Consider the following 14,423-nt stretch of genomic DNA (forward strand, 5'->3'; position numbering starts at 1 on the left):
AACGGGGCGGCACTGAAGGTCGCAAAATTACAAACAATAGTCGAGCTGCGAAATGACGAAATTCCGGAAAAGCGGGCGTCAGCCCGTTCATAGAGCGATTTTCTTCTGAAAATCGCGGAACTTTTCCGGAATTTGGTCATGGCGCGTCATTCTGTGCCGCCCGCTCTAACATTAGACCCTATTTCACGACCGGCTTCGCCGCCCGCCAGAACAAACCCCGAAACCACGCCCGCCCCGCAATAACCAACAACCGCCACGGCCGCGGCTCGGCAAACAGCAGCAGCACATCGCGCGCCAGTGACGCGAATTCGAAAAACACAAAAGCACGGTTCTTAAAGCAGTATTCTCTGAGCATGCGGGCACGGTTACGAAAGATGAAGCCATACCGAAACACAGAATAACCAGGCGGATACACCACGAACCGAAATACGCGGCGCCCTGTGCGCACACCGCGCGCATGTTCAAGCACAGCATCCCCTGTGATGTAAGTCTGAAATCCCCCCTGCTCTTTTGCCCGCAGACAGAATTCCCAGTCGACGTAGTCGATAAAAAAATCTTCACGCATGCCGCCAACACGTTCGTAAATTTCACGGCTGACATAAGAACCCGAAGCGATGACCATGAGCGCTGGCCCGAGAATCTTGCCTGGCCCGACGGTGCGGCGTGAAAAACCAAACCGCGTGTAAACGGGGTGCCGCGCAAACTCGCGCTTGTTGACGTCGAACACGCGCCCCCCGAGAATCACCGGCGACCCCAACCTTGCACGCAGACCAGTGTAGGCCGATCGCATCGCCTGCGCATACCCCGCAGTCGGCACCGAATCGTGATCAAAGAGCAAGACACCCTCCGCACCCGCCGTGAACGCCCGTTCGAGCCCCACGTTCTGTGCATGCGCGATGCCGGTATTTTCACCGAGTTCGACGAGCTGCACGCGCGCCTTTTTCGCTGCTTGCCGCAGCGCTTTTAGCGATGCCGGCTCTGAGCCATTGTCGATGACATAGACCTTGCCGCACTCGCGGCGAATCGCCATGAGGCGCCCCACAATCTCGCGGTCGGGGTTATAGGTGATGACAACGGCGGCTGACAACAGGCATTCGCGTCGCGAATGCCCAACGCAGCGGCAAGTCTGAATGCATTTTCTGCGGGCGGTTGGCCTTCGATTGAATGCCTGTTATTTAAACCCAATCCTGACCCGCTGGTAAATACAAACCATTTGCGCTCCCGGTAGGTCTCGCAAAGTGCTTGCCTGAGCATCAAAGCCTTCTATTCAAAATCATTATGAAGTATAAATTTTGGCAAATCGCTGTTGCCCTCTTAGTTGCATCTTGTGGTCAGGCACCTACAACAGAAACACCGGCGCCGCCACCCAAATACCATACCCCAACAAACCCAGGTGCATGGGAAAGCAAAGCAAAGGAACACAATGTGAGTGTGCGCTACCTCAGCTCTGATGCTATCGAAGTCACCCTGCCGCTGCAATCCTCAATTCAGCCAAGGCATTTTATCGAGGCAATTTTGCTGCAAGACGATAGAGAGAAAGAAATCGCCGTGCAGCTATTTAAACCTTCTTATGTTTCTGCCAAGGCTGAATTTAAACTACCAGATTCAACGAAGCCATATTACATTGTCATCAAATGCAACTTGCATGACATGTGGATGTTTCCCGTGCCTGCAAGGCAGCAGTGATTCTACCAACAATGGTTAGTCGTATTTCCGCCTTGGCTGTTTGTATTGCTCTGCTTCTGGGCTGTGGGGGGCGAAATCTGGGCGACCAGACTACAACAATTCGTTGGAAAAAGAATATTAGCGCAGCAGAAATGGCGGCGCTGTGGCCGGCAGACATGTCCAGCAAGATTCACGGGTTTGGGCCAAAATACGGAAAGATCGACGTCTATGACTATGAAGGTATCAATATCGTGATCACTGATGCCCGGTTTGCGACGCGTGATCTCGCCTTTGGGTTTCATTCTCTCTTGGCAGCTGAGCCGCGCAACACCTTCGAATCGGGCATCTGGTACCGACCGCCCTACCTATCTGGCCTCAACAGCGAGCGTGTGGTATTTGCCTTCTCGCCAAATCAGATGAGCTTTTTCTCCCCTTTTGTGCGCGACGAATTGGCGAGGCGTCTGGGAAAAAGTTCTCTAGATGAGACAATGCTTTCATGGCACAAGCAGGTATTACCAAAATCGAATATCTATCGTGATTCAGAATTCTACCTGCCAGAGATTAGAGTATTTGATATCCCACTACTGAATATTTACGGGGCAAAATACCAAAGCAAGAATTCTATTGCTCATCTTTACATAGCTCGCTACAACAACGAAGGCCTGGCCGAAGAAACAAGAGCTTCAGTAATCATGAAAGCAAGACGGTCTCAGAAAAAACTCACCGAATATCCCAGTCGCCTGGGTAGCCGCGACCGCGGAACCTGGTGGAAAAACCCCGACGGCTCAGTCAGCGCTATCTTGGCATACCGCTGGCTGGTTTTGTATTTTGCCGACTACGCCGACGAATGGCATCTCGATCAGGTGATACAGGACTGCTTCACACAAATGCACCGAGTGCGCGACAGGGCTCTCACCGAGCCCTGAGTCTCCCGATCAGTTCTTCTGGCGATACACAGCCAGCGGCTGGCCGCTCTTGCCAGCGGAGACATAGATGTAATAATCTGCCCCCTGCTGTACGCTGGTCGCCGAATAGATATTCAGCATATTCGTCGTATCGCCCAGACCATTGCCGCCAATCTGCGACCACGATGCGCTTGCGGCCCCCGGGTTGGCAGTATTGGTGCGCCAGATCTGGATGCCACCGCCATTGTCGTAACCAATATACAAGTAGCTGCCGTTCGCAACCACCATGGTCATACTGCGATTACCCGCAACACCCATGTTGGTTACGCCCGTACTGTCATCAGCAACAATCGACCAATCAGCCGCATCACATTCTGTCGCATTACCCGTGGATGCGGGATCACACTTCCACAACTGTGCCCGGCGGTTCGTATCAGTGCCGTCGGTGCAGCCTGGATCCGCCGCGGGCGCGGCGGTCTGTGCTGCAACGAGCGCGCCGTTAGCGATGTTACAGACTGTCCTGGTAACAAACAACCTATTGTTGTAGATCGCAAACTGTGCAAAAGCCTTATCATATGGAAAGATATTGGCAATTTTAGTCAGCTGTAGCGAAAACCGGTTGTTGGTCGGGCTATTGAACCACGCCGCATTGCTGCGCGGTCCAATTTCTGTCCAGTCAGCGCAGGTGTTTACCGCGCTGCAGGCAATCGGGTTCGTATTGTTTGAACGGATAATGGTCCCGTTACGATCCACCTGATGATATCCTCCGTTTGCCGCGTAGAGGCGATTATTGAACACGATCATTGAATCAACACCGACAATGAAAGCATAATTCATACCCGTAGTTGTACCACCGGCAGAAGCACCGCCAAAATAGGGCATAAAGTCTATGCGAAAGCGGTTGCCATTTGTTCCGTCAGTCGCATCACAAGTGGAACCGGGTACGCAATCACCCCCTGGGCTACTACTTGAGAAATTAACTTTACCAAAATCCGGCAGGTTATTTGGGCCCCCGCTATTATTCTTCGCCATGCCTGCATAGACACGATCATTCATCACTGCCATACTTTGCAGGCCTTGCGTTGCAGTACCCGTAATTGTACCGAGATCAATATAACTCCAATTCAAGGTAGAGTCGGTATCAGCCGTGTAGTAAATGTAGTCAAAATTAGCAGTACTACGGGAACCACCAACAAACAAATAGTTAGATGCCCCCAGAGTTCCTACGGCAAATGTTCCCCTACCATCCTCATTATCTGGCCCACAACCGCCATTCTGGTTTGCGTTAAGGCTGGTGCAACCGGAATATCCCAGGGTCACATATGGCGGTACCGCTATACCACCATCCCGCGTCGTCGCGGTATTCGCATGTGTGCCACCAGTGACATCTTTAGTAAACTCAAACTGCGCCAGCGTTGGGTTTGATCCGTCTGGGTTAAACCTAGCCACCGAATTGCCGTTGTTGTTGGTACCTACGTATATCTTACCGTCGTACGAAACGACATTTCCGGCATCGGTACCGTCGCCAAATGGGTTTGAAGTAATCGGCCCCTGATTGAAGTTGTCGATTGCAGTGCCGCAGCCGCTAAAGCCGGCACGGTCGCGTGGCGACTGCTGCAAGCTTTCGCTCAGGTCAGAATTCTGGATAGTGCCCGCTGCCACATCGTCAAAGCCATCGCCATTCACGGCATTCGCCCCGATGGCCGTGAAGGCCGACCCGGTCTGCTCTACAACATGAACTATGGTCACTTCATTGTCATTGGGCGAGGTACCACGCGTTGCCGAAGAAAATGCGCCTAAACTGATCGGCCCGGTAACTTTGTACCGGGTAGTCGTCTCTGCACCACCTGCCCCTGAGCCACTCCTCACTGCCTTGTTGAAAACCACTTTGAATGAAGTCGTGCTCAAGCAAGTGGCGCTCGAGACTTTGAGGCGTTCATTGCCCAAGAAAGTACCGAATGCCGGCGTAGCAATTCCAAGACTTTCATTGACGTCTGTAATGCTTGATGAAGCGGTCAGGCGATAGGTCGTAGTTGAACACTGGTCTGCGTTCGTATCCAGCTCATAGATTGAAGCAGATATAGCCGTCACAGTGCCCGTCAGGCTCACCGTATCTGAGCCAGAACCAGCGCAGCCAGTTTCGGTCGGATTTTCAATCAGCGTATAGTTACCCAAGACCGTTGCCTGGGCATTAACCACTGCTTCAGAGAATGTGATACGTATCTTACGAGCACCGGTTGCGCTCACGCTCACCACATACGGAGCGACGGCGCCTGTGACCACCCGCGTCGGCGTCGTCAGCGAGACGTTGCCGCCAATATCATATATCCGACCCGAAGCCGGGTTGACCGTATCTGAGTTGATAGAACCTGCATCGAGGTTTGCACCCACACCCCCATCCATGAGACGGGCCGCCACGGCGTTGTCATCGCAGGCATTGGTATTGGTCCAGTTACCGGCGTTAGAATCCAAAGCATCGACCCCCGCTGCCGAGGTGTCTGTGTATTGAATATCAAGGTGTGATAGAGTTCCTGAACAGCTGCCATCATTGCTTGCGTCGACGGGCTCGCTGAACGTGATCGTCAGGTATTGCGAGGTGGTGACTCCCGTCGCACCGATAATGATCGCCGGGGCCTTATCTGCTTCGACGACACTGGCTGTGAGTATGTCTGCCGAGGTCTGGGTCGAACAATTCGCAGAATCGGTCTGTACAAAGCAACCGCCGGCTCCCACTGTTGATTTCAGGCTACTATCAGTCGCTAACAGGTTGGGTTTGGCACCGGTGTCATAGGTTGCTCCGCCCACTTCGTCAAATGCCAACCAGATCGCCGTATCATTTGTACCGTTATCTGCCGGGTTCACGTTATTGATCGTGTCACGTGTATCGAGCCGTACATTCGAATACCCTGCAACTGACCAAACCGTCGTCACATTGTGCAACTGATTGGTCGGACTGCCTGAGCTATTGTAACCATCCATGGTAGCGTCATCGATATTCTTATCAAAGGTGAGTTTGACGTGATCGATTTTACCGTTGCCATCGGTGTCATAGTATTCTGCAGTCTGAATTTGAGGGCCGTTTGGAGTCGCAATGACGATTGCCTTGTTCGCGCCAAGAGAATTGGGCTGTCCCGGGTCGGGCAAAGTGAGCGTTGCCGAGTTTCCGGCTGCGTCAACAATGGTGCCACCATTAAATTGCAGCGAACTATTCGCAACGTAATCAAGGTCGCCGCTCGAATGGCCAGCTGCTACAGTATAGTTGAAGGTGAGCGTTGCCCCGGGGCTACCCGAGCTGTAATTAACCACCGCATCAATTGCACCGGTTTCCAGTGTCAGCTGCGGATTTCCAGAAACCGTGACACTTTCATTAAATACGACCTGAACAGCAATCACCTGGCTCAGTCCATAGGTACCATCGCCTGTAGACGATGTGACACTGCTGACGGTTGGGCCTGTTATATCTATCGTGATCGACAGATTACCCGATGCTGCGCTTTCATTACCCGCGGCATCTGTTTGCTTTGCATTCATTGTGCTGTGGGTTCCGGCGCTCAGAGTACCTGCCGTCACCGTAGCTGACCCGCCAGCACAGGTAACGGCAGTACCGGTAGATGTAGTATTGTCATACAGCTGAACACTCGAACCATTTACGCATGAAACTGTGAATGATGGGGTCTGGTTGCTGGTCAGATTATCAGAGTTTGAAGAACCCGAATCTGTGCCGGCAGTCATATCTGGAGTTCCCGGTGCGGCATCGGCAGTCGCATCTACCGTGATCGAGAGACCAGTTGAATCGGTGCTCGTGTTGCCACCGGCATCGGTTGCAGTCGCAACCACTGAATTTACTCCCTCTGAAAGCGTAATGTCTCCAGACCAGACGCCTGAACCATTCGCAGTCACTGTCTGCAGCAGCGTCCCGGCGCTGCTCGTCAGGTAAATCCTCACGGTTGCGTTCGCCTCTGAAGTGCCGTCGATCGTCAGAGCAGTCGTGTTGCGCGTGATATTGTCGCTGTTTGATGTTCCCGTATCATCGGCGTCGGCAAGATTCAGGGCAGCAGGCGCCGCCGGATTTCCCGTATCAATCGTCACCGAAAGAGCCGAAGAAGCCACGCTCGCATTGCCCGCAGGGTCGGTCTGAACTGCAGTAATCGAACGTGCGCCCGCGGTAAGCGCTGCCGTTGTCAGGGTCACTGTGCCGCCAGCACAAACTGCAGATGAACCCGTTGCCACTGCATCGGAATAGAGCTGAACGGTTGAACCCGTGACGCATGAAATATCAAAAGTCGGAGTCGTATCATTCGTGATATTGTCAGAATTTGATGAACCCGTGTCACTTGCTGCCTGAAGGTCAGGTGTGCCCGTCGCTGCATCTGCCGTCGTATCGAGCGTGATCGCAAGCGCACCAGAGGCAACGCTGGCATTACCCGCAGCGTCGGTCTGAACCGCAGTAATGCTGCGGCTGCCAGCCGACAGGGCCCCTGTTGTCAGAGTCACCGTGCTGCCGGCGCAAACCGCTGACGTACCCGTTGCAACCGCATCAGAATAAAGCTGAACAGTTGAGCCCGTGACGCATGAAATATCAAATGTCGGCGTCGTGTCATTCGTGATGTTGTCAGAATTCGATGAACCCGTGTCGCTCGCTGCCTGCAAATCAGGAGTGCCCGTCGCTGCGTCGGCAGTTGTGTCGATCGTGACGCTAAGACCAGCAGACGCAACGCTCGCATTGCCTGCAGGGTCAGTCTGTACCGCAGTGATCGTGCGGCTGCCAGCACCAAGGCTGCCAGATGTCAGGGTCACCGTACCCGAAGCGCAGGTACCAGAAGTGCCCGTCGCAACCGCGTCAGAATAGAGCTGAACCGTTGTACCCGTGACGCAGCTGATATCAAAAGTCGGTGTTGTATCGTTCGTAATATTGTCGGTCGTAGATGAACCAAGGTCACTTGCTGCCTGAAGATCCGGCGTACCTGTCGCAGCCGGCGCACTCGTATCAATGGTGATGCTAAGCGCAGTCGAATCAGAACTCACATTCAGCGCCGCGTCGCGCGCCGTTGCAACTATGGAGTTGACTCCCGCTGAAAGAGTAATGTCTCCAGACCAGTTACCAGAACCGTCGGCGGTTACTGTCTGCAATAGTGTGCCCGCGCTGCTGGTCAGGTAGATGCGAACCGTTGAATTCGCCTCTGCTGTACCCGATATCGTCAGGTTTGCTGTCTGCGAAGTGATGTTGTCGCTGTTTGATGAACCACTGTCATCTGCTAATGCAAGGTCAAGACCAGCTGGCGCTGAAGGGGCAAGACGATCGGGAAAAGTTAACGTACCCGTATTCACCGTGTTCGGTGTTACGCCGTTCGTGCCGCTGTGAATCTCTCCCGTAGCAGCGCTTACCTGAATAGTCTCTACCCCACTCGTTGCGCCAGTATTCGTCAGATGAATGCGCATCGTCGTCGCACCCGCTGCAGGCGCTGTGCCTGGGCAGCTCGCGCTTGCCGTATCGGTAACACAAGTCACCGTAGCATCGGTCGAATTGCCGCTGTTCTGCGTAAAAGCACGTGTGAAGTCTGCAGCAACAACGCTGCCCGATGGACCGTTGCTCGTATAAACACCTTCGCTCCACGTTACAGTAATATAACCCGTCGTCGTGCCCGTTGAAGTATAGGTAGGAGTGCCCGTAATACTCGCTACGCCGATCGCTGAAAGTGTCTTCGCGCCTGTAGTCACTGATGCCGCATTGCCTGCAGCATCGACAACCGCACCCGCAACCGAGGTAACTGTGATTGTCTCTGTGCCCGAAATAGTACCTGTATAAGAAAGCGTCAGAACGACCGTACCCGAGGGTGCTGTGTGCGTGATGCCCGTAATGCTCGCGCCAGTCGCCGTGCCACCATTGGCCGCGAAGGCGATCGCGAAGTCTGTTGTCGCGAGGCTACCACCAGCCGGCTTGTAGACGTTCTCTGAAAAGGTAAGTGTTAAGGTTGTGTTGCCAGTCAAAGGGCTCGTATTCAAAACTGGTGCCGTCGCATCAACTGTCAGGTTCAAAGCAGGCGAAGCAGCAGCGGATTCATTACCAGCTGTATCCCCTACTTTATACGTAATCGTGTGAGCGCCTGCACTTAAGCCAGTGCCCGCTGCTGCATACGTGATCTGGTCGGCAGGTGCGCCAGCCATCGTCGTGTCGCCCGATGTCAGGGTCCATGTCCAGTTGCCTGAACCATCAACAAGTGCTGCGCCAATCAGCGTCGCGCCGTCATAGATATAGACATAGTCACCCGCGGTCAGCCCTGAACCTGAAAGCGTCGGGGTCGTATCGCTCGTGATGTTATCGGTCGACGAAATACCCGTGTCTGAACCCGCCACAAGATCAGCCGCGGCAGCAGGGTTACCCGGCGCACTCGCATCGTAATTTACAGTCAGCCCAGGCGAAAGGTCGCTCACAAGGCCAGTCGGGCCGACCGTTGCGACGTTAAAAACATTGTTACCGTTGGTCACCGTCGTGCCCGCGCTCGTCAACGTGATCGAATAGTTACCGCTGCTGTCTGAAACTGCGACACCCACGATCACGCCGTCATCGAAAAGATAAACCGTCGTGTTCGCAGTAGTCGTGCCGGTGAACACAAGACCGGGAGCCACTGCGGCGCATGGACTTACTGTAGAAAAAACGCAAGGGTTCGTCGCATTGTCTGAATTCGAAACACCCAAATCTGAACTGTCGCCCAGATTTGTCGTCGCAGGCGCGGTCGCTGAACCACTGAACGTTGCAGAATTAGGAGTGCCAATTGTATTGCCGGCTGTATCCGTTAAACCAGTCGCTGTCACCGTATAGCTGTTTGAAGAACCATATGCGCCCGGGGTAATTGTCAGGCGTACTTTCGTCGTATCTGCCTGCCTGACGGCTGCAGAAACAGAATTGCCGCCCGTAACTGTATACTTCGTCGCGCAGGTGCCCGTTGAAGTGCATTCAACAGAAGTCAGGCCCATCGACTCTGTAAATGAAAGCTCGACAGTCATCGAATTGATCAACACCGCCTGGTAGAGCGTCGGTGCCGTCACCGACGAACCGATGCCAGAGAAATTCACTGTCTGCGAGGACATGATACGCGGCGTGGGAGAAGCTCTGTCCTCAATGTTTCGCACCGTCAGGGCATACTGGACGGCACTTGTGCCAGGAGCACTCAGCGTCAACGTACAATATGTATAGGGCGATGGACAATCAGCACCTGTGATACTACCTGAAAGTGCAGGCGAAAACAAGTAGTTGTCAGCAAAATTTTCACCGCCGTTCACGCCATTAGAATCATCCACCGGTTCGCTGAAATAAATGCGAACCTGCGTATTTGAAAGAGCAGAAACAGACACCACCGTAGGTGATGTCTCATCTGTAGCGTCGGTACCAGAATAGCTGAAGTTGGCACTGTTGTTCGTACCGCCAATCGCATTGCCAGCAAGATCAGAAACCGTGTTCACAGTTACCGTACACGTCGTTGGGCCAGCCTGTGATACCGTCGTCACTACAAGCTGCACAACGCCTGCGCTTACCTGTATCGGAGTTCCTGTTACAACTGTGGGGCAGCCAACAGGGCCTGAAAGGACAAAATCACCATTATCAATCGTTGCATTGTTGAGTGGTTCATTAAAATTCACAATAACTGTCGTCGCTGCATTCGACGAAGCACTCGTCACCCGGGGTGCCTGCGTCGAAGTTGGGCCCGTAAATGTACCGCCGTTCGGTACGGTCGTCAGAAGGCCATTGCCTGTGGCATCCTGGCCACCCGTCGGGGCAACATCGCTGTATGCCAGCGTGTAGGTCGTACCAGACGCCATTGCCGTAGCCAGGCTAATCCTGACATATGGAGAATAATCGCCCGCAGCGCCACCTGTCGGAGAAAGTCTTACTTCAGATATGTCCGTTGCAACCAATGGTGATAGGGTATAATCAAAACCATCGCCCGCAGTTGTATCGTCAATCGATGACCTTGGCCCGATCGGCTCTGACCACTCTACCATCACTGTGCTGCTATCAACAGGGTAGATCGCCACAATATAAGGTTTGCCGTCGCCAGTGAAAGTCGTCGTCGAAGTTGTCAGGCTATTACCAGCAACATCCTGAATGCCAGAGATTGTCGCCGAATAATTCTGCGTCGTCTGGTCGGTAGATGTCGTCACATCGCAGTACGTATAGTTGCCTGCACCCGTGTAGCAGGTTACACCTGTCACCGTGAGCGAAGGAGAAAAAGAAAAATCACCCGTGCCCACGGTCGAATCGTTGATCGGTTCTGTAAAAGTCACACGCACCGTGTTCGAATTCGTCGCCTGAACCGAGGCTACCGCTGGTGCTGTCGTATCCGTCGCGGCAGAATAGCTGAAAATGGCTGACTGCGTCGCTGCGGTCAGTGCTACGCTGGCAGATGAAGTAATCGCCGTGTTCACCGTCAATGTACACGTACCCGTCGTGCCCGTCACAAGCCCGCTCAAAAGAATTTGTGTAGAGCTAACGACAGAAAATGTCGCCGCAGAGGCAGACAGGGTACCGCAATTCGCGAAGCTATAGTTCGCTCGCGTTGTCAGAGGTGTACTGCCAACCGCCGGCGTCGGCTGAATGGCGTTCGCCATCGCCTGGTCAAAAGTCACCAGCACTGAGGTCGGTGAACCAGAAACAGCACTCACAACACGCGGAGTACTGGCTGTATAAAGAAATCCGATGGAACAGGTCGTATTTGCCACCGCATTGCCCCAGATATCACGCACGTTGCGCGCCCCGATGGCATAGATTGTACCGGTTGTCATCGCGCTTCGTGTCAGCGTCACCCTGGCAAAATTCACGCTATCTCTGACACTACCGGTCGCAGCTGTCCCCGCAGAGAAAGTGCCATCGGCCTGGCAGGCCGCAACTGCTGCGGCAGCGTTCGCGCCCGTATAGAAACGGTAATTCGTAGCTGTAGCACTCGTCGTCGCGTCCAGTGCCTCATTAAAGAACACCTCTAATGTCGTGTTCGTCGTTACTGAAACACTGCTGAACTGAGGACCTGTCTGGTCGGCATTCGTCGGCGCGGTAAACGTCGCAGAGTTAGAGTTGCCGAGCGATGAGCCATCCACACCGATAATATTCGAAGCGGTCGCAGTGTAGACAGTACCCGATGTCTGCGGAAGAGTATCAATAAAGATGATATTCGAATTATTCGGGTCGCGCGAAGCGGCAAGAATCTGCAGCAAATTGCCATTCGGAGCCGTAATGCGGTAGTTGCCCACCAGCTGGCCCGAAGAGAGCGTCACCGGCTTTGAAAAAGTCAGCATCACCCGGGTGTTCGTCAAAGGGGTCGCTGTCAAAAGAGCCAAAGAAGTCGTCGCGCGGTTGCCGAAAACAAGGTCAAATGGCTGAAAAAACGTGCTGTAGGTCTTGCCAGAGCAGTTCATCGCAAAGGCCGAAACCGACAGAATTAGGGCCAATTTGGCACCGCTAAATACGCGCATAACGGTTGCGACGTACTCTTATGGACTCTTACGACAAGAAAATCCGATTCTATGTTGACTTACCGATAAAGCCTCGGCGGCGGAAGGCATGTTCGAGCGCCGCAAGTGACATAATCGGACTCCCGCGAACCTTTTCGTCCGCTGAAGAATCCTCGTTGAATCTAGCGCTTTTCGTAGAAGAAAGAATAAATGGCCAGTAGTAGGCTGACTACCGCGCCGAAATTTGCGATCGATTCAGAAACACCTCGAAATTCAGGGTATGTCGCCATCAGCGCGAAAACGACGCCGACAATAGATATGCCAAGAAAGACCAGAAACTTTGAATTCACTTGCGCTGTTCGTGTAGAACCTTATCGGTAATAATCTTCGTCAGCCCAAGAATTATGAAGTAAAAACCGCAAATCATCATGACAGTAACGGAAATGATGAACGACAAGCTCATAGGGCAAATCTAAGGAAACGCCCCCGAGGCGGCAATAATAAAGATTAATTTCTGCGGGAGGCGCATGGCAGATTCCAAAACGAAGTGCGAAAGGGATAAAGTAATGTAAGGCCGCTCCCGGGTTTCGAGGTTGATTTGCGAAAAACGACCACGGAGCCCCCGGATGCGACCCTACGTTCAACTATCAAATGATGAAAGACTGCGTATAGAAGAAAGCCTTGCTGAGGGCCTCAAGGCCAGCCAAATCGCCAGAAATCTTAAGCGACACCCGAGCACTATTTTTCGAGAGATTCGGCGTAATTCAATGCCACGACATTACAGCGCGCGGTGCGCCAGAGACGAGGCGCGAAAGCGCCAGACTAATACCAACGCCGCGAAGGTTACACCAGAGCTTTGGTCAGAGATCGGAGCATCGCTCAAGTCGACGCTGTCACCAGAACAGATCGCAGGCCGCATGCGCCTAGAACGTTTCGACGGTGTCTGCATGCAGACGATTTACAATCATGTGCGCAAGAAATCCGGCACATCGAATTTTTATCGCCTGTGCCTGCGCCGCAAAGGCAAACCATACAAGCGCAAAGTGAGGATTGAGGCTGAAAACAAAGGGTTTTTTCGCATTCACGACCTGCCAGCCGAAGCTTTGACGCGACGCAAACCCGGCTACTGGGAGGGCGATTTGGTCGAGGGTAAAATGGGCACCGGGCAGATTGCAACTTTCGTCGAAAGGCATTCGCGTTACTTGCTCGCGGCGAAACTGGAGCGCAAATTGGTGACACAGTTTAACGCTGCAGCGCGCGACCTATTCGCCGACATCGATAACGAACGGCTGCGGGGTATCATTTACGATCGGGGCACCGAGATGAGTGGCTACCGCGACCTGCAGCAAGTGCTGAACTGCGGCATCTACTTTTGTGACCCCGGCTCGCCATGGCAGAGAGGTACGAACGAAAACACGAACGGCCTGCTGCGCGAGTCTTTTCCCAAAGGCACAGATTTTCGGCGCATCGACCAGGAACAGGTTGACGCAGCGCTTAAATTACTAAATAACCGACCACGCAAGCGGCTGAATTACCGAACCCCGGCCGAGGTCTACTTTCGCAGCCCTATCGCACTTCGTTTTGGAATGTAAGCATCGTGCGCCTTTGGTTTGCGACAAAGACGGCATCGTGCCGGTCGCAAACCTACGGGCATCCTGCCCTTTGGAGACGGCGGGAGTCGAACCCGCGTCTTACCGCCGAATCATTCGCTTTCTACATGCTTAGTCGGTGTTTGTTTTTTCGGCTCGCGATAGCCCAACGACAGGCCATTCACTCGCTTAGCGACTTAACTTCGCCAGGGTACGCGCCGCAAATACCCCCGCTATTCTGCTGTAGGTTAAGATTATGCCTTCCGCAGACTCAGAGCATAATCCGTACCGGCCGAAGCCGGTTTGCCTTCGCTAGCGATTAAGCAGCGAGAGCGTAAGTTTCGTTTTCTGCAGTTATACAGATTGCCTTTTATGGAGGCTACCATGCATGCTTTTCAAACAACCCATTCGGCAATCGAAGCCAATGCGTCCCCTAAGGTTTTTTCGCCCTCTGGCGAAAAAACCGTAGACTACCCGAAAGTGCCGCCCGGCGCCATGCGCCGGCGTGGGCAGAAACCGCGAAGCGCTCCGCCGTGGACTTTCCGAAGGAAAGTTCAGGGTTTCTGCCCGACGAGGCACTGCAGGGTAGCCTCACTTAAACCTATACCAATATACGCCAAACCGCAACCATTGCGGCAAAAAAATGAGGATTTCTAAAGATCTCGGCTTGCTACAATTGGGTGGCGTTGCCACCCAATCGTAGCAAGCCCCATTCACTTTGGCCAGAGAGAGATTCGAACTCCCGACACGAGGATTTTCAGTCCTCTGCTCTACCGACTGAGCTATCTGGCCCCAGAACACTTTTCTCTGACGAGAAAAA

Annotated in this window: 5 protein-coding genes, 1 tRNA gene and 1 other RNA gene; 3 read left to right on the forward strand and 4 right to left on the reverse strand. The window is 53.4% G+C overall.

All coding sequences use genetic code 11. The features are described from left to right. Positions 1–178 precede the first annotated feature (178 nt). Positions 179–1,087 (reverse strand): glycosyltransferase family 2 protein, encoded by a 909-nt coding sequence (locus TURPA_RS20510; RefSeq protein WP_014805189.1) that lies wholly within the window; start codon positions 1,085–1,087, stop codon positions 179–181. Positions 1,088–1,278: 191 nt separating this feature from the next. Here TURPA_RS20510 and TURPA_RS20515 point away from each other — a divergent pair, with 191 nt between their 5' ends. Beyond that, positions 1,279–1,686, forward strand: a complete 408-nt coding sequence (locus TURPA_RS20515) for a desulfoferrodoxin family protein (RefSeq protein ID WP_014805190.1) — start codon at positions 1,279–1,281, stop codon at positions 1,684–1,686. Next, a complete protein-coding gene (locus TURPA_RS20520; RefSeq protein WP_157210608.1) occupies positions 1,653–2,591 on the forward strand; it encodes a hypothetical protein in 939 nt (312 codons plus the stop codon). Before TURPA_RS20515 ends, TURPA_RS20520 begins: the two co-directional genes overlap by 34 nt. 9 nt (positions 2,592–2,600) lie before the next feature. On the opposite strand, the gene TURPA_RS20525 is transcribed toward TURPA_RS20520, so the two are convergent. Beyond that, a complete protein-coding gene (locus tag TURPA_RS20525; protein ID WP_014805192.1) occupies positions 2,601–12,035 on the reverse strand; it encodes a beta strand repeat-containing protein in 9,435 nt (3,144 codons plus the stop codon). Positions 12,036–12,640: 605 nt separating this feature from the next. On the opposite strand from TURPA_RS20525, the gene TURPA_RS20535 reads away from it, so the two are divergent. Continuing rightward, on the forward strand, positions 12,641–13,606 hold the full coding sequence (locus TURPA_RS20535) for an IS30 family transposase (protein ID WP_014801511.1): 966 nt from the start codon (positions 12,641–12,643) through the stop codon (positions 13,604–13,606). A gap of 70 nt (positions 13,607–13,676) precedes the next feature. Here the strand turns inward: TURPA_RS20535 and ssrA are convergent. Both ssrA and TURPA_RS20540 read right to left on the reverse strand, forming a co-directional pair. Further along, positions 13,677–14,037: a transfer-messenger RNA gene (gene ssrA, locus TURPA_RS23055) on the reverse strand. Positions 14,038–14,322: 285 nt separating this feature from the next. Beyond that, positions 14,323–14,395, reverse strand: a tRNA-Phe gene (locus tag TURPA_RS20540). Positions 14,396–14,423: the final 28 nt, after the last annotated feature.

Origin of the sequence: Turneriella parva DSM 21527 (genome assembly GCF_000266885.1) — a bacterium.
GTDB lineage: Bacteria > Spirochaetota > Leptospiria > Turneriellales > Turneriellaceae > Turneriella > Turneriella parva.